The sequence below is a fragment of the Embleya sp. NPDC025285 genome (assembly GCF_055558835.1).
In genome coordinates this window covers 85,564-111,886 of sequence record NZ_JBVHLU010000007.1, presented here as the reverse complement: position 1 = coordinate 111,886, position 26,323 = coordinate 85,564, and the positions used below count along the sequence as shown (strand labels likewise).

The following is a 26,323-nucleotide window of genomic DNA, read 5'->3' as shown; positions in this document are numbered from 1 at the left end:
GCGACGCCGGGAAGCTGGAAGGTCCCTGCGCGGAGTTGACTTGGTCGTAACCGGTCGCGCCGATCCGACGCCCGGTCAGCCTCCCGGCCCCGCGGGGCCGTCGCCGCGTAGGCGTTCGAGGTCCGAGGCGCGGACCTGGATGACGAACATCGCGATCACGGCGGCGATCACCGCGAAGATCGCGGCCGTCACGAAGGCGGCGGAGATGCCCGTGGTCAACACCTGGTGGCTCCAGGGCGCGGGCAGGTCGCCGGTGCGCTCGAAGGCGGCGCGTTCGGCCGGGGTGGCCTGGGCGAGGAAGGCCGGGACCTGGTCCTTGGCCTCGTTGCGGTTGGCGGTGCCGAAGACGGTGACCAGGATGGACAGGCCGAGCGAACCGCCCACCTGTTGGGTGGCGTTGAGCAGGCCCGAGGCGGCGCCGGTTTCCTTGGAGGCGACGCCGGAGACGGCCATCAGGGTCAGCGAGACGAATTGCATGCCCATGCCGAGGCCGAAGACCAGCGTCGGGCCCAGGATGCTGCCGGCGTAGGTGCTGTGCACGTCGGTACGGGTCAGCCAGGCGAGACCGGCCGCCGCCAGGAGGGCACCGACGACCATGAAGGGTTTGGGTCCGTAGCGCGGCAGCAGTTGCGACGCGAAGCCTGCGCCGACCGCGATCACCGCGCTGATCGGGAGGAAGGCCAGACCGGCCTCGATCGGACTGAAGCCCAGGACGTCCTGGACGAACAGGGTCAGGAAGAAGAACATCCCGAAGATCGCCGCCGCCAGGCACAACATAATGCCGTAGGTGCCCGACCGGTTACGGTCCGCGAACATCGCCAGGGGGGTGATCGGCTGCCTGGATCTGCGCTCGATGGAGAGGAAGATCGCCAGCAGCACGACGGCCGCCGCGAACGCGGCGAGGGTCAGGCCGTCCCGCCAGCCCTCCTGGGCCGCCCGGATGAAGCCGTACACGAGCGAGCCGATGCCCAGGGTCGAGGTGAGCGCGCCGAGCACGTCGAAGTGGCCGGGATGTCGCTCGGACTCCCTGATGTAGCGCGGGGTGGCCAGTGCGATGAGCACACCGATGGGCACGTTGACGAAGAACACCCACCGCCAGTCCAGCCATTCGACCAGGATGCCGCCGGCCAGCAGCCCGATCGCGCCGCCGCCCGCGGAGACCGCCGCGAAGACGCCGAAGGCCCGGTTGCGGGCCGGGCCTTCGGGAAACGTCGTGGTGATCAGGGCGAGGGCGGTCGGGGAGGCGATGGCGCCGCCGACGCCCTGCAGCGCCCGGGCGGCGAGCAGTTGCGGCGCGGTCTGCGCGAGTCCACCCAGTAGCGAGGCGACCACGAACAGCAGCACGCCGAAGATGAACACCCGCCTGCGGCCCAGGATGTCGCCCGCACGCCCGCCGAGCAGCAGCAGACCGCCGAAGGTGAGCGTGTACGCGTTGAGCACCCAGGACAGGCTGGTGGTGGAGAACTCCAGCGAGCGCTGGATGTGCGGCAGCGCGATGTTCACGATGGTGATGTCCAGCACCACCATGAGCTGACACGAGGCGATCACCGCGAGCGCGGCGCCATTGCCGCCGCGTCGTTTCGGTGCGGCGGCGGTCTGCGAGGGTGTCGCGTGAGGATTCGCCATGGTGGGTCCCGCGGTTGCCGAGGGCCGCGCCACGCGGCGCCGTCCGGCGGGAATCGACGGTCTCCGACCGATCCGGTGCGGTTCGGCGGTCCCGACGATCCGGTGTGCGTCGACGGCCCCGACGATCCGGCAATGGTGCGCCCGACCGGACGGGGTGCGCTCACTCGTTCGACCGTAAGCCCGGACCCGAACCGGCACCACCCGGGGCGCCTGGCACACGCGGGATGGTGCGGGTCGGATCCGGGCTCACCGGGCCGTGCTCCCCAAGGCGGCCCGGCGGCGGGTCAGGCGGTCTTCGGGGTGGCGCGTACGCCCATGTGTATGTACGGCGAGCCGTCGGCGAGTTCGTAGAAGACCACGTTGTCCCACAGCGGGCTGCCCTCGCGGCGGCCCACGAACGTGGTCTCGTCGACGGGTATCAGATCCCAGTCCATCTCCGGCGAGATGTCGGCCAGCGCACCGGTGATCCGGATGTTCAGGTGCAGCTTGGCGTCGTCCTGGACACTCACCGTGGCGAGGCAGCCCACCCGCTCGTACGTCCCCGCGTGGCGCGCGACGTCCACGTCCACCGGTGTGTCGGGCGGGCCGAGCAGCTCCGGCATCTCGACGTCCGCGAGCACGGCGAACAGCTCGGCGCCCAGGGTGCGTTGCAGCGCGGACGTCTCACCGCCGTTGGCCAGCAGGCAGACCACCGTGCCGGTGTCGGGCAGGACCCAGAGCATCGCGGACTGGCCGATGGTGTTGCCCGCGTGCATGATCACCCGGTGCCCGGACCACTCGTCGAGGATCCAGCCGATCCCCCACTCCGGAGCGATCGTGTACGGATTGGGCAGGCGCACCTGCGGCTCGGTCATCGCGCCCGGCGCGGCCAGCAGTTCGGTACCCAGGTGGGCCAGGCCGAACGCGACCACGTCGCTGGCTCGCGCGCAGATCAGGCCGGCCGGGCCCATGGCCCGGGTCAGGCCCCATACCGAGGTGGGGCTGCCGTCCTCGACGTGCCCCGTCGCCGCACCGAAGCGCAGCACGTCCTCCGGCAGCGTCCAGGTGTGCGTCAGACCCAGCGGCTCACAGATCTGCTCGCGCAGCGCCGCGTCCCAGGTCTTGCCGGTGAGCCGCTCGATGATCCGTCCCGCGATCACGAAGCCGGAGTTGCAATACGAGAACGACTCGCCGATCGGGTGGTTCTGGGTCAGCTCGGCGCAGGCCGCGACGTACTTCTCCAGACAGTCGTCGCCGCGCCCGGAGTCCAGGAACAGGTCACCGTCGATACCGGAGGTGTGCGTCAGCAGGTGCCGCACCGTCACCGTCTTGGTCACCTGCGCGTCGGCGACCTTGAACTCGGGCAGCAGGTCGACGACCGGCGTGTCCAGGGTGAGCCGGCCCTGCTCGACCAACAGCATCAGCTGGGTCGCCGTCCACACCTTGCTCACCGAGCCGATCTGGAACAGCGAGTCGGTCGAGACCGGAGTACCGGTGTCCTTGTTCAGCACCCCGGCGACGAAGGTGTGTACCTCACCCTCGTGCGCGAACGCCAGGCTCGCGCCCGGTACGTCGTATCGGGTGATCAGCTCGGCGAGACGGGCATTCCAGTGGGCGGAGTCGACGGTTGCGGCCATGGGACCTCTTTCGCGAGTGGGCTCGGCGGCGTACCGGCACGCTACGCGGACGAAGCGCTCCCGCTCATGGCCGTGACGACGAACCCGAGGGCAACCCTTGGTGCGAACGCACAACCGGTCAGCGCGGCAGGCCGGTGTGGCCGACCCGGACCAGGCCGGATTCGTACGCCACCACCACGGCCTGGGCACGATCGCGCAGGTCGAGCTTGCCCAGCAGGTCCCTCTCGTAGCGCTCCACGGTGGCGTCCTCGACCCGCATGGCCTCGGCGATCTCGCCGCTGTCCCTGCCCGCCGCGACCAGGCGCAGCACCTCGATCTCGGCCGGGGTGAGTCCAGCGAGGGCGTCGGGAACCGGGGGCGTCGACGGCGTCGTGGGCTCGTCGGCCGGCCCCGTCGCAGGCGTCACCGGGATGCTCGCCGCGACCAGGAACCCGCCGCCCGCGACGTGCTCGGCCCGGAACGACCCGCCGTGCACCGCCACCCGCTCGCGCATACCGAGCAGCCCGTGACCACCGCCGGTCGTCGCGTAACCACCGCCGGCCTTGTCGCCGCCGCCGTCGTCGCGGATCTCGATGGCGACCGCGTCCGGCAGGTATTCCAGCAGCACCCGAGCCATGGCCGCGCTGCCGGCGTGCTTGCGCGCGTTGGTGAGCGCCTCCTGGGTGATCCGGTACAGCGCGAGGCCGACCGGCAGCGGCAGTTCGCGGCGCGTGCCGAGCACCTGGAGCTCGGTCGGCAGGCCGGCCAGGCAGGATTCGGCGATCAGCCGGTCGAGGTCGTCGACGCCGGGCTGCGGGCTCGACGGCGCGCTCTCCGGGTCCTTGTCGCTGCGCAGCACGCCGAGCAACTGCCGCATCTCGTCCAGCGCGACCCGGCCGGACGCCTCCAGGGTGAGCAGCGCGCCGCGCGCACCGTCCAGGTCGCGTTCCAGACTGGCCCGGGCGCCGCCGGACATCAGATGCATGGTGGTGATGTGGTGCGCCACGATGTCGTGCAGTTCCCGGGCGATCCGCCGGCGCTCCTCGGTCAGCGCGCGCTCGGCGAGCAGGACCCGGTTGACCTCGACCTGTCCCTGCCAGTGCCGCACCGCCGCGCTCGCCCCCAGCACGAGCGCGGTCGCGACCAGGTCGCCGCTGAACACCCAGAAGAACGACTCGTCGGCGTTGCGGTAGCCGGAGGTCTGGGCGGCCATGGTCAGCGCCGCGGCCACCGCGATCGTCCGGGGCCGGCAGGCCAGGCCGACGGTGTACAGCGCGACCGCCAACGAGATGCCGAACCGCTGCCCGATGTCGGTCGACAGGTTCAACCCCACCTGGAGCACGAGAACCGCGAGCAGCACCGGGAACGGGGCGCGCCGGCGCGCCACCAGGCACAGCGCCGAGGCGACCAGGAACGCGACGCAGGTCGCGGCCTCCCCGGCGCCGTCGCCGCGGACGGTGACCACGTAGCCGAGCAGGTCGACGGCCATCGCCACGAGCGCGACCAGGAGGTCCGACCGGGTACGCGCCGGGAGGATCCGGCGCGCGGGGGCCGACCCGAACCCCGCGGGGGTGTCCGTGGCGGTCAGGTCACGGCCGGTGATCGCCTTGCCGAGCGTGGCCATGGACTTGGGGCCGAAGCCCATCCAGGGCCTCCTTCCATGGGGAGCCTCCATGCGGAGCGGCGGCCAGTATTCCACCGCGACGATCATTCGGCCGAAACGCGCGAACCGTGCGAACCACCCGGCCCTCGACGTCCCGGCCGCGCTCGCGAACCATCCGGCGGCCCCTCGAAACCCCCGCTCCCCACCCCCTCGGGCCGGCCGACACCGGCCCGCCACCCGCGCTCAGCCCCTCCCGTCGGCCCCGCCGGCCCCGTACAACCCGCGCTTGGCCGCGCCGACCGGGTCCGTCCCCGGCTCGCAGGCCGCCGCGAAGCGCATCGCCGCCCGGGTCGGTGTCGTGTACCGCTCCCACGCGGGCAGTCCGGCGTGGTTGGGGTCGCCGGTGCGGACGAACGCGATCCACGCGTCGTGCATCGCCGCGCCCAGCCCGTCCAGGGTCTTCGGCTCGACCCCGGCCAGGAACGGTGCGTGTGCCCACCGGTCCGCGTTGCGGAACGTGAACGGCAACTCCAGGCAGTGCGCGGCGCCCAGCCGGCCCCCGTAGGCGGGCGTCGCGTAGTCGAACTGGTAGAGCCACACCGGCCGTTCCTGTGCGGCCAGACCTTCCGCGAGGGCCGTGCCCGGCAGCCGGAACAGCTCCTCGGAGACCAGATCGGTCAGCAGTTCGAGGGCGGTTGCCCCCGGACGCTCGGCGGCGAAGATCTCGTACGCCTCCCCGCCCCGCGCGCCGAACGCCTCGTCGAAACGTGCCCGGACCTGCTCGAACGTGGCCCGCGCGTACATCTCGTTGGCCCCGAACGCGAAGCCGGCCTCGTCGGCGGTCCAGCCGAGCAGGATGTCCAGGTCCGGATTCTCCCCGGCCAGGAGCGCCGCCAACGGGTGCCGGGTCAGCGTCGAACCGTCGACCATGGGCAGGAACGGCACCGGCCATCGGCCCCACCGGGCCTGTACCCCGAACATGCCGACGGTGGCCTCGACCAACGCCTCCCACGGCAGCGCGCGCAATCCCGCGACGTCGGGGACGCCGGCCACCTCCAGCAGCGCGGCCGTGGTCCGCAGCGCCTCCTCGCGGTCGGGCGTGCGCACACCCAGCGGCGGGCTCTGCAGGATCGCCCGGTGGAACAGGCCGCGGCCCTGCGGATGTACGGCCAGCGCCGCCGTGGAGAAGGCGCCGCCCGACTGGCCCGCGACGGTGATGTCGTCCGGGTCGCCGCCGAAGGCCGCGATGTGCTCCCGGACCCAGCGCAGCGCGGCGAGTTGGTCGGTCAGCCAGAAGTTCCCGGCGTCCGCGTCGTCCTTGGCCCCGAGGTAGAGGTAGCCGAGCGCGCCGATCCGGTAGGAGACGCTCACCACGACCAGGTCGCCGTCGCGCGCGAAGGTGTCCCCCGCGTAGATCGGCAGCGTGCCGGAGCCGCTGACGAAGCCGCCGCCGTGGATCCAGACCAGGACCGGGCGGCGGGCGTCGTCCGGGCCCGGTGTCCAGACGTTCAGCGTGAGGCAGTCCTCGTCGAACGGCGGCGCGCCGTGGCCGCCGAGGACCGGGTCGACCAGCCCGACCTGCGGGGCACTGGGTCCGTACTCGCCCGCGTCCCGGACCCCCGCCCAGCCCGGATGCGGTCGGGCCGGCCGCCAGCGCAGTTCGCCGACCGGCGGCGCCGCGTACGGAATGCCGCGAAAGACCGCGAGCCCGTTCTCGGCCCGCCCGCGCAGCGTGCCGACAGGCAGCCGTACCAGCGGCGCGTCGTCCGGGCCCGGGGCGCTCACGTCACCGAGCCCGCGTCGGCGGAGGCGGCGCCCAGGGGCGCCTCGGCGAACTTCCCGGACAGCAGGTGTCCGGCCCCCGGCGCGAAGGCGGGCAGGTCGAGGGCGCGCAACATCTGGTGCACGGTGCACACCGCGGCGGAGACGACCGGCTTGCCCAGTCGTTGCTCGGCCTCCTCGATCGCGGCCAGCGAGGGCATCTGCACGCACGCGGACAACACCACCGCGTCCGCGTCCGCGTGGGCGAGCCGCTCCGCGATGCCCGGCAGGCGCAGCGGGTCGTGCGCGGCCACGTCGAGGTTGTCCGGGATCTCCAGCGCCTCGAAGTCGAGCACCTCGATGCCCTCGTGTCCCAGGTAGTCCACCACGGTGCGGGTCAGCGGCAGCATGTACGGCGCGACCAGGGCGACCTTGCGCGCGCCGATCGTGTGCAGCCCGTGCACGAGCGCGCCCGCGCTGGTGACCACCGGCGCGGGCGCGCCGTTCTCGACGGTCCGGGTGTGCAGGCGCTCCTCGGAGACCCGGTGGTAGCCCAGGCCCATGCTCATGATCGCCACCAGGCACGCGTAGCCGAGCACGTCCACCCGCGCGTCGGAGAGTTCGACGGCGCAGCGGTCGGAGTCGGCGTCCATCGCCTTGAGTTGCTCGGGCGTGACGTGTGTCATCCGCATCCGACTGGAGTGGAACGTGAAGCGCTCCGGGGCGACCGCTTCGCGCGCCCGCAGGATCGCGGGCACCTCGGTCTCCATCGTGACGTTCGAGCTCGGCACGATCTGGCCGATGCGGTAGGGGTGTTGACGCACGGAGGTCCTCCTGCTGGATGCCGACTGCGAGCCGAGAGTGTGGGGTGGGGTCGAGCCGCGGGTCAGCGGGCGTCGATCACCGGGTTGGACAGCGTGCCGATCCGCTCCACGGTGGCCTCCACCACGTCGCCGGGGCGCAGGTACTGCGGCGGGACCTGGGCCGCGCCGACGCCGGACGGCGATCCCGTGGAGATCACGTCGCCCGGCTCCAGGGTCATTCCGGAGGAGATGTCGGCGATCAGGCGCGGGATGTCGAAGAGCATGTGCCGGGTGTTGGACTTCTGCTTGACGTCGCCGTTGACCCGCAGCGACAGGTCCAGCGCCTGCGCGTCCGGGATGTCGTCGGCGGTGACCACCGCGGGGCCGAACGGCGCGTAGGAGTCCTGGCCCTTGGAGAAGAACCACTGTCCGGACCTGCGCTGGTCGCGGGCGCTGATGTCGTTCATGATGCTGTACCCGAACACGTGGTCCCACGCGTCGGCCTCGCTCACCTTGTACGCGGTCCGCCCGATCACGACGGCGAGTTCGCACTCCCAGTCGAGCTGCTGCGTGAGGTCGCCGTTGTGCAAAATCGGCGCGCCGGGGCCGGTGACCGCGGTCGCGGGCTTGCCGAACAGCACCGGGCGATCCGGGAGTTCCTTCGCGGTGTCCAGGGTGCGGTTGGACTCGGCCACGTGCTCGACGTAGTTGAGCCCGATGCCGATGATCTTCCCGGGCCGCAGCGGCGCGAGCAGCCGCACGTCGGCGCTCGCGTGCACGGCGGCGGCGGGCCGGTCGGCCGGGTCGCCGCCGAGCAGGTCGCGCGCGGCGTCGAACGCCTCGGCGCCCGCGCGGATGAACGACAGCAGATCGCCGGGCAGTTCGGTGTCCGCGGCGGCGGCGAGCGCGACGAGGTCGATCACGTGCGCGCCGTCCTCGGCGCCCAGGCGGGGCGTCGTGCCGTCGACGGTGTAGGTGACCAGGCGCATGGGAGTGTCCTCACTGTCCTTGCGTCCGGGCGGCACGGTCGCGCCGCCCGGATCGTCGTGGGGGTTGGGAATCGCGGGGCCTGCGATCGGTGGGCACGCGGCCTGATCGGCCGCCCCGGTGATCAGGGGGTCGGCTGGTGTCCGTCGTTGTCGACGTACGCCTCTTCGCGGTGGAAGCCGAGCGAGCGCATCACCGGGAAGTCGTTGAAGGAGAACAACACCGCGTCCTCGGACGGGTCGAGGTTGGCGTGTTCGTGCCAGGCCCAGGCCGGGACCGCGAAGACGTCGCCCTCGTGCCACTCGAAGCGCTGCCCGCCCACGATCGAGACGCCGTGGCCCTTGGCCGCGGTGTACACGACCGAACCGGTGTGCCGGTGCGCCTTCGTCGCCTGGCTCGCGCGCAGGAGTTGGATGTGCGCGCTCATCGTCGGCATCACCGAGCCGCCGGTGGCGGGGTTGGTGTACTCCATGATCACGCCGTCGTACGGCGATCCCTCGCTCGCCTTCGCCAGGTCCAGCAGCGCCTGGTAGGTGGGCTCCCACGGCCAGGCCAGCAGCGGCGAGTAGGGCCGGGTCCACCGCTCGGTGCCGTACGGCACCAGGTTGCCGCCGAAGGTCAGAACCGAGGAGTTCACCACCTTGCCGGGCACCTGGTACACGTCGGGGTGCACCTCGTAGAAGCCCGCGTCCAGCGCGTTGACCAGCGGGATGTCCAGGCCGTCCTGCCAGATCACCGGTGCGTCGTCGGACTCGTTGCCGTGCTCGTGCCAGGTGCCGTTCGGGGTGATCGCGAAGTCGCGGGCGCCGACCTTGAGTTTCTCGCCGTCCACGATGGTCCACGCGCCGGTGCCCTCCAGGACGAAGCGCAGCGCGGCGGCCTGGTGTCGGTGGGCGGTCATCGACTCGCCCGGGCCCATGATCTGCAGGCCCGTGTACAGCAGGCCGGCCGCGGCGCTGACGTCCCGGCGCCCGGGGTTGACCAGCATCACCACCCGGCGGCCCGCGTCGTCCGCCTTGACCAGGTCGAGCGCCTTGCGTACCAGGGGGCGCAGTTCGGCGTAGCGCCACAGTGTGGGCACCGACTTGGGCTGTGGGTACCACGGCTCGATCTCGTTCGCCACGGTCCACAGCGCACCGGCCTCGCGGTCGGCCAACTCGGCGTAGTAGGCGCTCAGTTCCGGGGTATCGGTGACTCGGGCCCGGCCGAGCATGTTGTCGTCCTGGGTGGTCATTTCTCCTCCTCGGGGGCAGGTGCGAGGGGCGTGGGGGCACTGTCGTGGGTGAAGGTGATCGGCGATCTGGGCCGGTTGTCGACGTTGAGTCGGAAGATGTCGAAGCGGTTGTAGTGGCCGACGATGTCGTGCATCTGCTTGGGCTGGATGCACTTGGCGAGATCGATGTCGGCGTAGACGATGCCCTCGTCGTCGATCAGCGGTTCGGTCACCGGGCGGCCGTCGGGGCCGAAGATCCCGGAGAGCGCGCTGCGTTCGCGGCCGAGCTGCTTGCGTACCTCGTCGTCGTCGCCGGCGATGGCGTCCACGATCTCCGGCGAGATGGTCGAGCACGCGACCACCGAGAAGACCTTGCCCTCGAAGCTGTGCGCGGCGGTGCGCACCGCGATGGCGTCCGCCATGTCGTAGTCGGCCGGTGCCACCGGCAGGGCGATGTAGCTCGCGGCGTGCACGAGTTCGCCCTGCGCGAGCAGGGTGAAGCGGGCCAGCGTGTTGGTGTTCTCGCCGCACGCGAGCACGCCGAGCGGGCCGATCCCGGTCGGGTGCACGCGCAGCGAGCTGCCGTCGCCGCCGGTCCAGGTCAGCTTCTCCGCCCAGGTGGGCACCAGCTTGCGGTGCACCCCGATCAGTTCGCCGTCCGCGTCGATGGTCAGCATCGTGTTGTAGAGCACGCCCATGCTGTGCGGGCCGCGCTCGTTGACGCCGATCACCACCACCGCGCCGGCCGCCCGGGCGGCGGCGCGCAGTGCCTCCACGTGCGGGCCGGGCACGTCCACCGAGGAGCGGTACAGGCGTTCGAACCAGGGAGAGCCCTGGACCGGGTTCATCGTCCAGTTCCAGTACGGGTACCCCGGCACGAACACCTCGGGGAAGACGATCAAAGCGGCGCCGTTGGCAGCGGCTTCGCGGATCAGCGCGACCGCCTTGGCCACCGTGGCGGCCGCGTCCAGGTAGACCGGCGAGGCCTGCACGGCGGCGGCCTTGAACCGGGGCGGGTTGTCGCGTTGTTCACCGGTCAGCACGATCGGCGGGGTGGGGCTGTCCATGTCGGGCTCCTCGTGTCCGGGTCAGCGCCGGCCGGGTACGGCCACCAGGCTCGGGTCGGGCTCGGGCCGCCAGCGCCGCGGCACCGCTTCGACGCTCTCGCGCAGCAGGTGCAGTCGCGGTGGCACCCGGTCGCTGCCCGCGCCGGGCGGCTTGCGGCTGCCGGGGCGCCACGCGCTCGGCCAGGGCGCGCCGGGTCCGGTGTAGCCCTGCTCGGCGGCGGCGTGCAGCGTCCACATCGGGTCGTACAGGTGGGCGCGGCCGACCGCGCACAGGTCGGCGCGACCCGCGAGCAGGATCGAGTTGACGTCGTCGTAGGTGGAGATCGCACCGACCGCGATGGTCGGCACGCCGGTCGCGTTGCGGATCAGATCGGCGAACGGGGTCTGGTAGCCGCGCCCGTAGGCGGGCCGCTCGTGCGCGACCACCTCGCCCGAGGACACGTCGATCCCGTCCGCGCCGGCCGCCGCCAGTGCCCGGGCGATGCGTACCGCGTCGTCCTCGGTGGTGCCGCCCCGGGCCCAGTCGCTCGCCGAGATGCGCACCACCAGCGGCTTGTTCGTCGGCCACACCGCCCGCACCGCGGACAGCACCTCTATCGGGAAGCGCAGCCGGCCGGCGAGCGAGCCGCCGTATTCGTCCTCGCGCAGGTTGGTCAGCGGGGACAGGAAGCCGGACATCAGGTGGCCGTGGCCGTACTGGAGTTCCAGCGCGTCGAAGCCCGCCCGGTCGGCCCGCGCGGCGGCGGCGGCGAACGCGGCGGTGATCGCGTCCAGGTCCGCGCGGTCCGCCTCGCGCGGACGGAAGTCGTTCGCGGTGTCCCATGGGATCGCCGACGCGGCCACCGTCGGCCAGCCGTTCGGGCCCAGCGGCACGCTCCGACCGTCGGCGTCCGGCACGGTGGTCGCCGCGCGGCGTCCGGCGTGGCTGAGCTGGATGCCCAACAGCGGGCCGTCCGGGGCCTGTTCCTTGACCCGGGTGACCACCTCGCGCCACGCGGCCTCGTGCGCGTCCGACCACAGACCCGGACATGCCTCGGTGGCCCGGCCGTTGGGCAGTACGGCCGTCATGCCCACGAAGACCAGGCTCGCGCCGCCGAGCGCGAGCGCGCCCAGGTGCGCGGCCTCGAACGGTCCCGGGATGCCGTCGCGGGCCGCGTAGGTGGCCATCGGCGGCACCAACACGCGGTTGCGCAGCCGGACCGACCCGAGCCGGAAGGGCTGGAACATCGGCGCGGCGTCCACCCGGTCCGGCCGCCCGGCGGTGAACGCGGCATCCACCCGGGCGACGAACTCGGGGTCGCGTTCGAGCAGGTTGGCGTGGGTGACCCGGCGGCTGCGGGTGAGCAGATTGAAGGCGAACTGCTCGGGCGCCTGGCCGACCGCGCGGTCGATGTTCTCGAACCACTCCAGGCTGGCCTGCGCGGCGCGCTGGGTGGAGCCGACCACCGGCTTGCGCTCGGCCTCGTAGGCGGTCAGCGCGGCCGGGATGCCCGCGTGCTCGTTCAGGCACGCGGCCAGCGCGAGCGCGTCCTCCATCGCCAGCTTGGTGCCCGAGCCGATGGAGAAGTGCGCGGTGTGCGCGGCGTCGCCGAGCAGGACCACGTTCTCGTGGTGCCACGAGGCGTTGCGCACGGTGCTGAACCTGATCCAGCGCGAGTTGTTCGGGATCAGCCGGTGGCCGTCCAGGTGTTCGGCCAGCAGCGCCTCGCACCGCGCGATCCCCGCGTCGTCACTGGCTCCGCGCGGCAGGTCGCGGCCGGCGAACTCGGCGAATCCGCCGCGGCGCCAGGCGTCCTCGGCGAGTTCGACGATGAAGGTGCTGCGTCGGTCGTCGAACGGATACGCGTGCACCTGCACCACGCCGAAGTCGAACTTGTCGACGATGAAGGTGAACGCGTCGAAGACCTTGTCGGTGCCCAGCCACATGTACCGGCAGCCGCGCTCGTCGAGATCGGGCCGGAAGGTGTCGGCGTAGCGTTCGCGCACCGCGGAGCGCACGCCGTCCGAGGCGACCACCAGGTCGTGGGTGCGCGCCAGTTCGTCCACGTCGGGTGCCTCGGTGCGGTAGCGCAGGTCCACGCCGAGCGCGGCGCAGCGTTCCTGGAGGATGCGCAGCAGTCGCTCCCGGCCCAGCGCGGCGAATCCGTGCCCGCCGGAGGTCAGGGTGCGACCGCCGTAGCGGATGTCGATGTCGGTCCAGCGAGCGAAGCCCGCGGACATCGCGGCGAAGATCTCCGGGTCGGCCTGCGCGATGCCGTCCAGCGTCTCGTCGGAGAAGACCACGCCGAAGCCGAACACGTCGTCCGGTGCGTTGCGCTCCCACAGGGTGATCTCCGCGGCCGGCGAGAGCTGCTTGGCGAGGGCGGCGAAGTACAACCCGCCCGGCCCGCCACCGATGACTGCGATGCGCACAGCGTCCTCCAATGTTCCCGGCCTACCCGAGCGTATGTAATAAATTCCACGGTCGTCAACAGGGCGCGATATCCGGCACGGGTCGAGGGCTCGCGGGTGCCTTCGAGCCCTCGCACCGGCGCGCCGGTCAGGCGTACGACTCCGGTCGTTGCGGGCCACCGCTGGAGAGCGCGGCCCGCGTCGCGTCCGGCCAGGGCGAGGCACCCTTGGCGTCCGGCGGGCAGTGCGCGACGGACACCCGACCGGTCGCGGCGACGCCCTGCTCGCCGCGCACCTCGAACGTGTAGTGCAGCGAACTGGTGCCCACCCGGGCGATCCCCAGCGCGATGTGCGCGGACTCGCCGAACCACAGCCGCTCGCGGTAGTCCGCCTCGAAGTGCACACGCGGGATCCGGCCGAACAGGTCGGCCACACCCAGCCGGCGCAGCAGCACCGCCTCCGCCGCCTCGACCCAGCGCTGCACCGCCGAGTAGTGGTAGTGGCCGGCGGCGTCGGTGTCCTGCCATTCGACCCGGCGCTCGATCACCACCGAGGGCAGCGTGGCCGCCTCGGCCGAGTCGGCCGGGTCGGTCTGTGCCGGGCGGGTGTCCTGCATCTCGTCGCCTTTCACGAGGTCTCCGGGGCAAGGGGGTTCGGGGCCGGGGGTTTCGGTCCGGCCGGTGCGGGCGCGGTAGGCGCCTGGGCCCAGGCGCGCAGTTCGCCGCGCCGCAGCTTGCCGTTGCCGGTGCGCGGCAGCGTGGCCACGAACTCGACCGCACGCGGGTACTTGTACGGCGCGATGGCCTGCTTGACGAAGGTCTGGATGCGGGTGGCGGTCTCGGCGTCGGCGGCCACGCCCTCGCGCAGCACGACGTACGCCTTGACGATCAGGCCGCGTCTGGGGTCCGGCGCGCCGACCACGCCGCACTCCGCGACGTCCGGGTGGGCGGCCAGGGCGAGTTCGACCTCGGGGCCGGCGATGTTGTAGCCGGAGGAGACGATCATGTCGTCGCTGCGGGCCTGGTACCAGAGGTAGCCGTCGGCGTCGCGGATGTAGGTGTCGCCGGTGATGTTCCAGCCGTCCCGCACGTAACTGGTCTGGCGCGGGTCGTCGAGGTACCGGCAGCCGGTCGGCCCCTTGACCGCGAGCTGCCCGGGCGTACCGTCCGGGACCCGCTGCCCCTCGGCGTCGAGCACCACGGCCTCGAAGCCGGGCACCGCTCGGCCGGTCGCGCCGGGCCGGATGTCCTGGTCGGCGGCGGAGACGAACACGTGCAGCAGTTCGGTCGCGCCGATCCCGTCGATCAGCTCGATCCCGGTCGCCGCGTGCAGGTCGTGCCAGGTCTCCGCGGGCAGCGCCTCACCCGCCGACACGCACCGCCGGACACCCTTGAGCAGGTCGGCCAGGCCCGCGCCCATGATCGCCCGGTACGCGGTCGGCGCGGTGAACAGCACGGTGACGCCGTGGTCGGCGATGATCCGGGCCAGCCGCTCGGGCGAGGCGTGCTCGAGCAGCAGGGTGGCCGCGCCGACGTGCAGCGGGAAGACCACCAGGCCGCCGAGACCGAAGGTGAAGCCCAGCGGCGGAGTGCCCGCGAACAGGTCGTCCGGGGTGGGCTTGAGGATGTGCCGCGAGAAGGTGTCGGAGTTGGCCAACACGTCGCGGTGGAAGTGCATGGTGGCCTTGGGGCGCCCGGTGGTCCCGGAGGTGAACGCGATCAGCGCGACGTCGTCGGCCGAGGTGTCCACCGCCTCGAACCCGCCGCTCTTGTCCGCGCAGCGCCGGCCGAGGTCGGTCGGCGCGTCGCCGCCGTAGGCGACGGTGGTCAGCCCCGGCACCCGGGCCGCGTCCAGCTCCTCCAGGAAACGGTGGTCGCACAGCGCGACCGTGGGCGCGCTGATCTCGCACAGCGTGGTCAGCTCGTGCGCCCGAAGCAGCGGCATCGTGGTGACCACGACACCACCCGCCTTGAGTACGCCGAACCAGCAGGCGACCAGCCACGGGTTGTTCGGGCCGCGCAACAACACCCGGTTGCCCGGCACCACGCCGAGTTCCTCGGTCAGCACCCGGGCCACCTGATCGGCCCGAAGCAGCAGGTCACCGTACGTCCACTCGTCATCGAGCGTGACCAGACACCGCCGGTCGGGACCCAGTCGGCGCACGGTGTCGTCCAACAGCACCCGGGCGCAGTTGAGCCGAGTCGGGTAGCGCAATTCCGGCAATTCAAAACGCAGTTCGGGCCACAACTCGGCCGGTGGCAGTCGATCACGACAAAACGTGTCGACATGAGCGGAGGGAAACAGCTCCATGTGCGCGCACCTCATCCTGGTGTCAGCGGGAGTCGCGGAACCAGTATCTATCATTCCTGACGACAGTCAATGTAACGCGATAGTTCTTCGATCGGCAGAGTGCGCCTCGGGCGGGCGACGGGGTGGGCGCGGATCGCGTCCGAGGCGGGCTCGGGCCGGGTGGGATGGGTGGAGCCGTTGGGGCCGCGAGGGTAGGGAGGGTGGGGGCGGTGTCCACACCCGAGACTCCCCCGCCGCGGGCCGGCCTGCCCACCGCAGGTCGTCTCTCCGGGTGATCCGGACGGCCCCCCGATCGGTCGCCGGCGTGCGTTTGCGGGTCGCCGTACTGCCGTACCGGTGTCGTGGGGCCGGAGCAGGCAGGCCCGGACATGCGTCCGGCCCGCTCGGGGATGCCGAGCGGGCCGGGTGGGCAACGGGGGACGGGTGGACCGAGTGGCCTACTCGACCGTGACGGACTTGGCGAGGTTGCGGGGGCGGTCGATGTCCTCACCGAGGGCTCGGGCCGCGTGGTAGGCCAGCAGTTGAGTGGGGATCGTCAGCAGGATCGGGTCGAGTTCGGGTTCGTTGCGCGGGATGTCGATCCGGTCGGCTTCGAGGCCGCCGAGGTCCACTCCCGGGTGGGTGATCACGGTCAGCCGGCCGCCGCGCGCGCGGATCTCGTGTGCCGCCGCGAGATTGCGGCCGACCAGGCCGTCGTCCGGGATGATCGCCACCGTCGGCAGGTCGGCGTCGATCAGCGCGAGCGGACCGTGCTTGAGCTCGCTGCTCGGGTACGCCTCGGCGTGCCGGTAGGTGATCTCCTTGAACTTCTGCGCCGCCTCCCGCGCGACCGGGAAGCCCCGCACCCGGCCGATGAAGAACAGGCTGCGCGCGTGCGCGAGCCGCCGCCCCGCTTCGGCGATGGTCTGCTCGTCGGCCAGGATCTCGGCGATCTGGCCGGGCAGCGCCTGAAGGCCGGCCAGGATCCGCGCGCCGTCCACGTGCGACAGGTCGTGCACCCGACCGAGCGCCAGCGCCAACAGCGCGAAGCCCACCGACATGTGGGTCAGCGCCTTGGTCGAGGCCACCGAGACCTCGGGCCCCGCGTGCAGGTAGATGCCGCCGTCGCACTGCCGCGCGATGGACGAGCCGACCACGTTGACCAGGCCGACCACCCGACCACCCTTGCGCTGGATCTCGCGCACCGCGAACAACGTGTCGGCGGTCTCGCCGGACTGGCTGACCGCGACGTACAGCGTGTCCGGCTCGATCACCGGATTGCGGTAGCGGAACTCCGAGGCCGGTTCGGCGTCGGCGGGCACCCGGGCCAGGTCCTCGATCAGCCCGGCGCCCAACTGGCCCACGTAGTAGGCCGATCCGCACCCGAGCACCTTGACCCGACGGAACCCGCGCAGTTCGCGCAACTCCATCCGCAGTCCGTCCAGCCGGGCCGAGCCGAACCGGTCGTCGAGCCGCCCGCCCAGCATGCGCTCCACGGAGGAGGGCTGTTCGTGGATCTCCTTGTGCATGAAGTGCTCGTGGCCCGCGAGTTCGAGTTCCTCGACGGTGAGCTCGACCGTGGTGGGCGTCTTGGCGACGTCCTCGTGCTCACGGGTGAAGGTGCGGAAGCCGGTCGCGGTGACGCTCGCCAACTCGCCGTCCTCCAGGTGCACGACCGAACTGGTGTGCCGGACCAGGGCCGCGGCGTCGCTCGCGACGAACATCTCCCGCTCGCCGACCCCGATCACCAGCGGCGAGCCGTTCCGGGCCACCACGATCCGGTCCGGGGTCGCCGCGTCCACGACGGCGATCGCGTACGTCCCGGTCACCTGCGCGAGCGCGGCCACCACGGCCGCCTCCAGGGTGTCCTCGTTCGCCCGGGCGATCAGGTGCGCCAGCGCCTCGGTGTCGGTGTCGGAGGCCAGTTCGACCCCCTCCGCGGTGAGTCGGGCCCGCAACGCCGCCGCGTTGTCGATGATCCCGTTGTGCACGACCTGGATCCGGCCGTCCGCCGAAGCGTGCGGATGCGCGTTGGTCTCCGAGGGCACGCCGTGGGTGGCCCAGCGGGTGTGTCCGATGCCGACCCGGCCCGAGGTCTTGGCCGGCACGGCGGCCGCGAGCGCGTGGACGCGGCCCACCCGACGCACCACCTTGGCCGCGCCGCGCGCGCCCAGCACCGCGATGCCGGCCGAGTCGTAGCCTCGGTACTCCAGCCGGGCGAGTCCTTCGAGCAGGATGGGGGCGGCCTGCTGCGCGCCGATGTAGCCCACGATTCCGCACATGCTGCTGCGCTCCTTGCTCTTGGCAGGTCGGTCCGTTCGGCCGCGCCGGGCGGTCGAAGGGTCGGAGGTCGGTCCGTCGGGCACGTCGCGGGTCGCCGGCGAACGGGTCGGCCGAAGCGACCCGGTCGAGCCGGGGAACCCGGTCGGCCGGCGGAACCCGTCGGCTCAGCCGTAGATGACGCGCCGCAGTTGACGCTCGGTCAACTCGGGTGGCGCGACGAGGCGATCGGCGAGTTCGGCGGCGATCAGGCGGTAGATCTGCGCGTTGCGCTTGCCGTAGACCTTGTGGTGCCGATGCCGGCGCCGGACGTAGTCCTCGACCGGCTCGCGGTACCAGGCCAGCACGTCGTCGACGATCCGCGCCGCCTCCGAAGGAGAGAGCCCTGTCGTCGCCGCGATGCGCTCCACCAATTCGCCGTCAGCCACCCTCCGATCCTGGACCCGACCCGCCCGGACGGCAAGAATCTGCCCGAATTCGGGCAGATCCCGCCTCTGCGGCGGGCGAGAGCGCGCTCTCGACACCCGAACCGGTACGCCCTCGCCGGTCGACCCGTCGCGCGCGGGGGCGTGGCCTGGTCACTCCTGCCGCGAGCGCGACACCACATAACCCGCGTCCCGGTCGAAGCTCAGCACCGTGGCTCCGTGGTCGAGGAGCACGCCCAGGGTGTCCCGCAGGGCTGTGCGCCAGGCTCGGGACGTGGTCGGGTCGGTGCGGCGGAGGGATTCGATGTCCGGGGGGACCGCGATCAGTACCGTCTCGGCGTTCGTGCCGGTCGGAGCCGGTCGGCCGGCCCGTGTCGTCAGGGCCGACTCGGCGTTCGGGGGCGGCGGGGGCGGGGTCCAGTCGTGGCGCACGGCCGCTCGTACCCTCGGATCGTTCAGCTCCCAGGACACCAGGAGCCGGTCGCTCTCGTCACCGCTGTTGACGGTGTCCATCATGTCGCCGTAGAAGTCCGGCAGGTAGGACACCGGACGCGCGCCCAGCTTGGTCACGTTGAAGTGGGCGTTGCGACGGATCAGCGGGTCGTAGGTCCAGGTGATCCGGCGCAGCCCGCGCGCGAGGGCCCAGCCGCGCTGGTGCGTCTTGAGCGCGAAGCCCGCACCGCTCCCGGCCAGCGCGCCGGTGACGTGCGAGTGCAGCGTCTCGCCGATCGGCGCGCCCAGGAAGGCGACCGCCGCACCGACCATTCGACCGCCCCGATACGCCCCGGCTACGTAGTTCCCGGCGTACGTAAGCGCCCGCATCAACTCGACGGTCACCGGGAGGCCCTGCCCCGGCACGGCCGGCCAGATCCCGCCGTACAGGTGCTCGACGTCGCGAAACTCGTCGATCTCGCGCAGTTCGCGCACGTCCGGCTCGCCCACGTCCGGCTCGCCCACTCCCGGTGCACGCCCTCCCGGCTCGCGCACGCCCGGTTCACGCGCCTGCGAATCACCCATTCCAGCCGCACCGCCCCTCATCCCACATCTCGTCGTGTTTCGTCGTGCCCCTGGTGTGTTCGGCTACCCCTGGACGGCACCGCGCGAACGACCCGGGTCCCCTCCCGACCCCTTCGGTGACGCGCTTCACACGCAAACAATTCGACCGACCGATCACCGCTCGGCAAGATCTTTGCGTCTTCTGCCCCAAATCTCGCAAGGTACTTGCGTCCTGGAGGCGCCATTGGTGTGCTTATCGCACCCCACCCCACCCCCAGCCGCCCCACCCATCCGGCTACGACGGAGGCTTCCGTGCGCACAGATCAGGCTTCGCCTTCGCTTCCGGTCCCGGTGGCGCAGGACGCGCCCACGTCCTTCCCGGATGTCTCCCTCGACGACAAGTACACCGCCGAGCAGGGCCGGGTGCTGATCTCGGGTGTGCAGGCGCTGATCCGACTGACCCTGGAGCAGCGCCGTCTGGACATCGCGCGCGGCCTGGACACCCGGGTCTTCGTCAGCGGTTACCAGGGTTCGCCGCTGGGTGGCGTGGACCTGGAGATGGGTCGCGCCAAGCGCTGGCTGGACCCGGCCGGCGTGGTGTTCCAGGCGGGGTTGAACGAGGAACTGGCCGCGACCGCGGTCGCCGGGACGCAGCTCGTCGACCAGACCCCGGGCGCCCGGTACGCCGGCGTGACCGGATTCTGGTACGGCAAGAACCCGGGCCTGGACCGGGCCGCGGACGCGATCCGGCACGCGACGATGGCCGGTACCGCCCCGCTCGGCGGCGCCGTCGCGTGGATCGGCGACGACCCGGGCAGCAAGTCGTCGACGGTGCCCAGCTCTTGCGAGCCGATGATGGAAAGCCTGTCGATGCCGCTGCTCGCACCCGGCACGGTCGGCGAGATCGTCGAGTTCGGCCTGCACGCGGTGGCCATGTCCCGCGCGTGCGGCCTGTGGACCGGCCTGAAGATCGTCGCCGACATCGCCGACGCGTCGACCACGGTGGACGTGTCCGCGTGGGGCAAGGGCATCCCGGTCCCGGCGGCGACCAAGCGCGGCACGCTGCCCACCCTGGTCGGCCCGGCCGCGCTCGACGCCGAGCACGACCTGATCACCCGTCGGCTCGACCTGGCCCGCGCCTACGCCCGGGAGCACCGGCTCAACCGGATCGAGCGGGACGCCCCCGACGCCCGCCTCGGCATCCTCGCCGCGGGCGTGTCGTTCTCGGTGGTCCGCCGCGCGCTCGCCGACCTCGGCCTGGACGGGGACGACACACTCGGCGTCCGGCTGATCCGGATCGGCATGCCGTTCCCGCTGGACGACGCCGAACTGGCCGAACTCACCGACGGCCTGGACGAGGTGCTGGTCGTCGAGGACAAGGTGCCGTTCCTGGAGGCCCGCCTCAAGGAGGCGCTGTACCGTCGCCCGGACGCGCCGCGCATCGTCGGTCGCCGGGACGACACCGGTCGCCCGCTGCTCACCGCGCGTGGCACGCTCGGCGCGGACGACGTGGCCCGGGCCATCGCCGCGCGCATCGGCGTCGAGCGGCTGCCCGCGTCCGCGACCGCGTACCTGGCCACCCTCGCCCCCCGGCGCCCGTCGCGGATCGCGCTGCCGATGTTGGCCTCGCGCACCCCGTACTTTTGTTCCGGTTGTCCGCACAACGCCTCCACCCGCACCGCCGACGACACCCTGGTCGGCGTCGGCATCGGCTGCCACGTGATGATCGCGCTGGACGGCAAGGGCCGAGGGCATCAGCTCGGGCTGACCCAGATGGGCGGCGAGGGCGCGCAGTGGATCGGCCTGATGCCGTTCACCGACGACAAGCACTTCGTGCAGAACCTCGGCGACGGCACCTTCCACCACTCCGGGTCGCTGGCGATCCGGGCCGCCGTCGCGGCCGGCGCCAAGATGACCTACAAGCTGCTGTACAACGACGCGGTCGCGATGACCGGCGGCCAGAAGGCCGAAGGGCGGCTGGACGTACCGGCGTTGACCCGCTGGCTCGCGGTCGAGGGGGTGCGCCGGGTGGTGGTCACCACCGACGACCCGCGCGGCTACCGCGGAGTTCGGCTCGACCCGATCGCCACTGTCCGCCACCGTGACGAACTCTCCGATGTCGAGCGTGAGTTGGCCGCCCTCGATGGCGTCACTGTGCTGATCCACGACGACCGGTGCGCGGCCGAGGAGCGCCGGCTGCGCAAGCGTGGGCAGTTGCCGACCCCGGCCGAGAAGGTGGTCGTCAACGAGCGGGTGTGCGAGGGCTGCGGCGACTGCGGGGACAAGTCCTCGTGCCTGTCGGTGCAGCCGGTGGACACCGAGTTCGGCCGCAAGACGCACATCCACCAGGGCTCGTGCAACTCGGACTTCAGTTGCCTGAACGGCGACTGCCCGTCCTTCCTGCTGGTCGAGCCGGGCACCCGCAAGGCCCGGAGCATACCTGCCCTGCCGCTGGAACCGGCGCTGCCCGCGCGTCGGGTCACCGACGCCGACCTGCTGGTGCGGATGCCCGGGATCGGTGGCACCGGCGTGGTGACCGTGTCCTCGATCCTGCAGATGGCAGCCCACCTGGACGGGCTGTACGCGGCCGGCCTCGAGCAGACCGGCCTGGCCCAGAAGGGCGGCCCGGTGGTGTCCGACCTGCGCATCTCGAACCGGCCGATCGACGGCGCGCTGCGCGCCTCGCGGGCCGGCGCGGACGTGCTGATCGGCTTCGACCTGCTCGGCACGGCGGCCGCGAGCAACCTGGCCACCGCCGACCCGGAGCGCACCGTCGCCGTGGTCAACACCGCGATCGTGCCGACCGCCGCGATGGTCACCAACCAGATCGCGCTGCCCGGTTCACCGACCGAGACGCTGGAGCGCATCGACGCGGCGACCAGGCGCGCCGAGAACCTGTACCTGGACGCGCTGGGCCTGTCCGAGGCGCTGTTCGCCGACCACATGCCGGCCAACATGATCCTGATCGGCGCCGCGTTCCAGCACGGCTGCCTGCCGCTGAGCGCGAGTGCGATCGAGCGGGCGATCACCCTCAACGGCGCGGCCGTGGACAAGAACCTGGCGGCGTTCCGCTGGGGTCGGGCGATGGCCGTGGACCCGGCCGCGGTACTGGCCGCCGCCGTCGAGGCGCCGCCGCGCGCGGTGGTCGAGGTCGACGCGGCCTCGGCCGCGCTGGCCGACGGCTCGGGCGGCGAGGCCGAGCTGCGCGAGGTGCTGGGCACCCGGATCGCCGACCTGACGGGCTACCAGGACGCGGCCTACGCCCGCCGGTACGCCGACGACGTGCGCGCGGTCCGGACCCTGGCGATCGAGCGGGCCGGCGCGCCGGCGGGTGAGCGCGTCGCGGTGGCGTACGCGCGGGCACTGCACCACCTGATGGCCTACAAGGACGAGTACGAGGTGGCCCGCCTGCACCTGGACCCGGTCGAACAGGCCCGTCGGGACGCCGAGTTCGGCCCGGACGCGGCGGTCTCGGTGCTGCTGCACCCGCCGGTGCTGCGCTACCTGGGGATGAAGCGCAAGATCCGGCTGCGCCGCACGGCGGTGCCGGCCTTCCGGGCCCTGCGCGCCGCGCGCGGCCTGCGCGGGACCCGCCTGGACGTGTTCGGCTACGCCGAGGTGCGTCGGGTCGAGCGCGAACTGGTGCCGCAGTACCGGAACCTGGTCCGGGCCGCGCTGCGCGAGCTGTCCGCCGCCAACGTGGACGCGGTGGTGGCGCTGGTCGCGCTGCCCGAGTCGATCCGCGGCTACGAGGAGATCAAGCTCGCCCGGGTCGCCGAGTACCGCACGGCGGCGCGCACCGCGCTGGCCGAACTGACCGCGCCCGCCCCGGTCGACAGGGCCGCCGACCCCGCGCTCGTCTGGGCCGGCTGAACCGCTTCCCGCCTCGGCCGGCCCCTCGGGGCCGGCCTTCCCTCCCCCGACACCCCCGACACCCTCGACTTCCGGAGCAGCCGTGACCGTCGACCGCCTCCTGCCCACTCGGGACGCCGAGGACCTGCTCGATCTCACCCGTACCGTCGCGGATCGCGAGCTGGCACCCATCGCCGCGCGCTACGAACGTGACGAGACCTACCCCGAGGGGTTGTTCGGCATCCTGGGCGAGGTGGGCCTGCTGGGTCTGCCGTACGCCGAGGAGGACGGCGGCAGCGGCCAGCCCTACGAGGTCTACCTCCAGGTCCTGGAGGAACTGGCCGCGCGCTGGGCGGCGGTGGCGGTCGCCACCAGCGTGCACACGCTGGCCTGCTTCCCGGTGGCCACCTACGGCACGCCCGAGCAGCGCGAGCGGTGGTTGCCGCGGATGCTGGAGGGCCGGTTGATCGGCGGGTACAGCCTGTCCGAACCGCACGCGGGCTCGGACGCGGCCGCGATCGTCTGCAAGGCGCGCCCGGTCGCCGACGGGTATCGGATCAACGGCACCAAGGCGTGGATCACGCACGGCGGAAAGGCTGACTTCTACGCTCTGTTCGCCCGGACCGGCGAGGGCAGTCGGGGCATCTCGTGCTTCCTGGCGCCGGGCGCGGCCGAGGGGCTGGAATTCGGTCGGCCCGAGGAGAAGATGGGCCTGAACGCGGTGCCCACGACCAACGCGTTCTGGGACGGCGCGATCCTGGGCCGGGACCGCCTGATCGGGGCCGAGGGCCAGGGGTTGGCGATCGCGTTGAGCGCGCTGGACTCGGGCCGGTTGGGCATCGCTGCGTGCGCGACGGGATTGGCCCAGGCCGCGTTGGACGCGGCGGTCGAGTACGCCAACGAACGCACCACGTTCGGCCGTCGGATCGTCGACCACCAGGGTCTGGGCTTCCTGCTCGCCGACATGGCCGCCGCCGTCGACTCCGCACGCGCGACCTACCTGGACGCGGCCCGCCGCCGCGACCTGGGCCGTCCGTACAGTCGCCAGGCCAGCGTCGCGAAGCTGGTCGCCACCGACGCGGCGATGAAGGTCACCACGGACGCGGTCCAGGTGTTCGGCGGATGCGGCTACACCCGCGAGTTCCCGGTCGAGCGCTACATGCGCGAGGCCAAGATCATGCAGATCTTCGAGGGCACCAACCAGATCCAACGCATGGTCATCGCCCGGCAGTTCGCCCGGGCCGCGAAGGAGTAGGCCGATGCCCGCGAAGAACGCGGCGCGCTAGGGGCGCGCTCCGACGGTCGCCCCGACGGTGGCCTGGAGTGCGGGCAGGTAGCCCTGGCTCTGGCCCGCGCCGTTGGGGTGGTAGGACTCGTCGATGGGCAGCTTGATGCCGTTGATCCAGGGGTTCGAGCCGCATACGCCGTGTCCGGCGAAGCGGTTGCGCACGTCGGCGTAGTCGGCGTTCGCCGCACCGGCCCGCCCTCGGGTGATGTCGGCCAGGGTGTCGGCGGCCTGGTTGAGGATGGTGCGCTTGTAGGTGCTCATGCCCAGGAAGCACCCGCCGAGTTCGAACAGGCGCGGGTAACCGAGCACGACCAGCCGCGCGTTGGGCGCGCGGTTGCGGATCTGCGCGTACGTGGCGTCCAGGTCGGCGGGGAGCTTCGTCGTCGCGTAGGTCTTCGCCTTGTCCACGGCGACCGAGCAGTCGTTTTCCGAGCCCAGCACGCAGGACTTGACGGTGTCGACGAACCCGGCGTCGTTGCCGCCGATGCTGATGGTCACCAGGGTGGTCGCGGAGTTCAGCACGGACAGTTGGCCCGCGCGGACGTCGGCGGTCTTGGCGCCGGAGCAGGCGACGAAGGCGAAGCCGCCGCCCGGGTGGCTGTTGTTCCACAGGGCCGGGTAGGAGTTGGCGCTGCGCTTGCAGGCGCCGCTGTCGGGCAGGTAGTTGCCCGCGCCGACACCGGCGCTGTACGAGTCGCCCAGGGCCGCGTAGTTCGACGCGGAGGCGGCATGGGCGGTCGGCGTGACGAATGCGGTCCCGGCGGCGACGGTGACGGCCACGACCGTCGCGGACAGGGTGCGAGGCAGCGAGAGCACGAGTGGACTCCTCGGCGGACGTGGGGACGTCGGCGGAGGCATCGACGGAAGTTGCGCTGTCCGAACCCGATGACCCGTCGGGATGCCGAGCCGGAACGCCCGTTCGCGGTCCGGATCTTCCGCAGTCGTCGCCCTTGGTGCTCGGATGGGGTCCCTCATCGTCCCGTGCCGAAATCACCCCTGCATAGGCGGATTTCGGCCCCGACCGCCGACCCCGGCAATGTTCACCGGCCGGCCGCTCGGCGTTCTCGCGGGAATATCCAAGCCGCGCCTCAGCGACGGGTCAGGTCCGGGCGCAGCCGTTGCCAGGTCGGGTGGCGGAGTCGGCCGGCGGTGGTCCAGCCGGAGACGGTGACCTCGGCGACCAGGCGGGGTTCGACCCACTGCGCGCCGGGGATGTCGGCGAATCCGGCGAAGGGCGAGTCGGCACGGGTCAACGCGCCCAGGTATTCCCCGAGTTCGCCGCGCTCGGCGGCGGTCAGACCGTCCTCCACCGTGCCGACGAAGCGCAGCCCGTCCGGTGCGTCGACGCCCACGAGCAGGCTGCCCGGGAGGCCGCGCAGGTCGCCTCGGCCCTCGACCCAGCCGCCGATGACCACGTCGTGCGTCTCGATGTGCTTGGCCTTGATCCAGTCCGGGGAGCGGCGCCCGGGCTGGTAGTCCGAGGCCAGCCGTTTGCCCACGATGCCCTCGTACCCGTGGTGCAGGCTCGTCGCCCACGCGTGCTGCACGTCGCCCTCGCTCCATTCGGGCGTGGACCACCGGGGGCCGGCCAGGTCCAGGCTCTCCAGGAGCATCCGGCGCTCGCGGTACGGGGTGGGCAGCAGCGAGCGGCCGTCCAGGTACATCACGTCGAAGAGCATCAGGTGCACCGGCGCGTCCATGGTCAGCCGGGCCACCTTGCGCGGGTTCACCACGCCCATCCGCCGTCGGAGCAGTTCGAGGTCGGGGCGCCCGCGATCGTCGAGCACCACGATCTCGCCATCGAGCACGGCCTGCCGCTGTCCGTGCTGCTCGCCGAGGCCGGCCAGCTCGGGATAGGTGCGGGTGACGTCCTCGCCCTCGCTCGAGACCAGCCGTACGGTCCGGTCCCCCGCGCAGTACGCCACCGTGCGGGCGCCGTCCCAGTTGACCTCGAAGCCCCAGTCGAGGTCGTAGCCCGCCCCGGGCAGCGGCGCGGCGGTGGCCAGCATCGGCTGAATCTCGGGCAGTACGGCGTGAACTTGATCCTGACCGGCCATGCCTCGATCATCGGCGGGCCGCATCGCCGCCGCCGGCGGAGCGTGCACCGTGTTTCGTACACGCGTTCGATCCGGCGCTCGCCGGCCCCC

Annotated in this window: 18 protein-coding genes; 2 read left to right on the top strand and 16 right to left on the bottom strand. The window is 72.2% G+C overall.

Going from position 1 to position 26,323, the window contains the following annotated elements:
- Positions 1 to 75: 75 nt before the first annotated feature.
- From ACZ4FV_RS06835 to ACZ4FV_RS06770, 14 genes are all read right to left on the bottom strand, one after another.
- The gene (locus ACZ4FV_RS06835) at positions 76 to 1,626 is read right to left on the bottom strand and encodes an MFS transporter (protein ID WP_402237591.1); all 1,551 of its coding nucleotides are present in this window, start codon (positions 1,624 to 1,626) and stop codon (positions 76 to 78) included.
- 284 nt (positions 1,627 to 1,910) lie between these two features.
- Positions 1,911 to 3,242 carry a serine hydrolase domain-containing protein gene (locus ACZ4FV_RS06830; RefSeq protein WP_395859394.1) on the bottom strand — a complete coding sequence of 444 codons (1,332 nt, stop codon included), beginning with the start codon at positions 3,240 to 3,242 and terminating at the stop codon, positions 1,911 to 1,913.
- Positions 3,243 to 3,360: 118 nt separating this feature from the next.
- Positions 3,361 to 4,866 carry a helix-turn-helix transcriptional regulator gene (locus tag ACZ4FV_RS06825; RefSeq protein ID WP_395859396.1) on the bottom strand — a complete coding sequence of 502 codons (1,506 nt, stop codon included), beginning with the start codon at positions 4,864 to 4,866 and terminating at the stop codon, positions 3,361 to 3,363.
- Positions 4,867 to 5,067: 201 nt separating this feature from the next.
- On the bottom strand, positions 5,068 to 6,609 hold the full coding sequence (locus tag ACZ4FV_RS06820) for a carboxylesterase/lipase family protein (RefSeq protein ID WP_402237596.1): 1,542 nt from the start codon (positions 6,607 to 6,609) through the stop codon (positions 5,068 to 5,070).
- A complete protein-coding gene (locus ACZ4FV_RS06815; RefSeq protein WP_465322073.1) occupies positions 6,606 to 7,355 on the bottom strand; it encodes a maleate cis-trans isomerase family protein in 750 nt (249 codons plus the stop codon). The genes ACZ4FV_RS06820 and ACZ4FV_RS06815 overlap by 4 nt, the downstream gene beginning before the upstream one ends.
- A 116-nt stretch (positions 7,356 to 7,471) precedes the next feature.
- A complete protein-coding gene (locus ACZ4FV_RS06810; RefSeq protein ID WP_402237600.1) occupies positions 7,472 to 8,377 on the bottom strand; it encodes a fumarylacetoacetate hydrolase family protein in 906 nt (301 codons plus the stop codon).
- Positions 8,378 to 8,499: 122 nt separating this feature from the next.
- Positions 8,500 to 9,609, bottom strand: coding sequence for a cupin domain-containing protein (locus tag ACZ4FV_RS06805; protein WP_402237603.1), 1,110 nt, complete (start codon positions 9,607 to 9,609; stop codon positions 8,500 to 8,502).
- On the bottom strand, positions 9,606 to 10,655 hold the full coding sequence (locus tag ACZ4FV_RS06800; RefSeq protein WP_395859401.1) for a carbon-nitrogen hydrolase family protein: 1,050 nt from the start codon (positions 10,653 to 10,655) through the stop codon (positions 9,606 to 9,608). The genes ACZ4FV_RS06805 and ACZ4FV_RS06800 overlap by 4 nt, the downstream gene beginning before the upstream one ends.
- Before the next feature lie 21 nt (positions 10,656 to 10,676).
- A complete protein-coding gene (locus tag ACZ4FV_RS06795) occupies positions 10,677 to 13,067 on the bottom strand; it encodes an oxidoreductase (RefSeq protein ID WP_402237606.1) in 2,391 nt (796 codons plus the stop codon).
- 127 nt (positions 13,068 to 13,194) lie between these two features.
- Positions 13,195 to 13,677 (bottom strand): acyl-CoA thioesterase, encoded by a 483-nt coding sequence (locus ACZ4FV_RS06790; protein ID WP_395859403.1) that lies wholly within the window; start codon positions 13,675 to 13,677, stop codon positions 13,195 to 13,197.
- A complete protein-coding gene (locus ACZ4FV_RS06785) occupies positions 13,674 to 15,356 on the bottom strand; it encodes an AMP-binding protein (protein WP_395859405.1) in 1,683 nt (560 codons plus the stop codon). Before ACZ4FV_RS06785 ends, ACZ4FV_RS06790 begins: the two co-directional genes overlap by 4 nt.
- Before the next feature lie 437 nt (positions 15,357 to 15,793).
- Positions 15,794 to 17,617 (bottom strand): glutamine--fructose-6-phosphate transaminase (isomerizing), encoded by a 1,824-nt coding sequence (gene glmS / locus ACZ4FV_RS06780; protein ID WP_402237609.1) that lies wholly within the window; start codon positions 17,615 to 17,617, stop codon positions 15,794 to 15,796.
- 165 nt (positions 17,618 to 17,782) lie between these two features.
- Entirely contained in the window at positions 17,783 to 18,043 is a 261-nt protein-coding gene (locus ACZ4FV_RS06775) for a hypothetical protein (protein ID WP_402237611.1), read from the bottom strand.
- A 150-nt stretch (positions 18,044 to 18,193) separates the two neighbouring features.
- A complete protein-coding gene (locus ACZ4FV_RS06770; RefSeq protein ID WP_402237612.1) occupies positions 18,194 to 19,057 on the bottom strand; it encodes a GNAT family N-acetyltransferase in 864 nt (287 codons plus the stop codon).
- A 291-nt stretch (positions 19,058 to 19,348) separates the two neighbouring features.
- Here ACZ4FV_RS06770 and ACZ4FV_RS06765 point away from each other — a divergent pair, with 291 nt between their 5' ends.
- Complete coding sequence (locus ACZ4FV_RS06765) at positions 19,349 to 22,909, top strand: indolepyruvate ferredoxin oxidoreductase family protein (RefSeq protein WP_402237615.1); 3,561 nt, start codon at positions 19,349 to 19,351, stop codon at positions 22,907 to 22,909.
- A gap of 82 nt (positions 22,910 to 22,991) precedes the next feature.
- A complete protein-coding gene (locus tag ACZ4FV_RS06760; RefSeq protein ID WP_402237617.1) occupies positions 22,992 to 24,143 on the top strand; it encodes an acyl-CoA dehydrogenase family protein in 1,152 nt (383 codons plus the stop codon).
- Between the two features lie 27 nt (positions 24,144 to 24,170).
- On the opposite strand, the gene ACZ4FV_RS06755 is transcribed toward ACZ4FV_RS06760, so the two are convergent.
- Positions 24,171 to 24,992: an SGNH/GDSL hydrolase family protein gene (locus tag ACZ4FV_RS06755; protein WP_402237620.1), complete on the bottom strand. Its 822-nt coding sequence runs from the start codon at positions 24,990 to 24,992 to the stop codon at positions 24,171 to 24,173.
- Between the two features lie 272 nt (positions 24,993 to 25,264).
- Positions 25,265 to 26,233, bottom strand: a complete 969-nt coding sequence (gene ligD / locus ACZ4FV_RS06750) for a non-homologous end-joining DNA ligase (RefSeq protein ID WP_395859412.1) — start codon at positions 26,231 to 26,233, stop codon at positions 25,265 to 25,267.
- Positions 26,234 to 26,323: the final 90 nt, after the last annotated feature.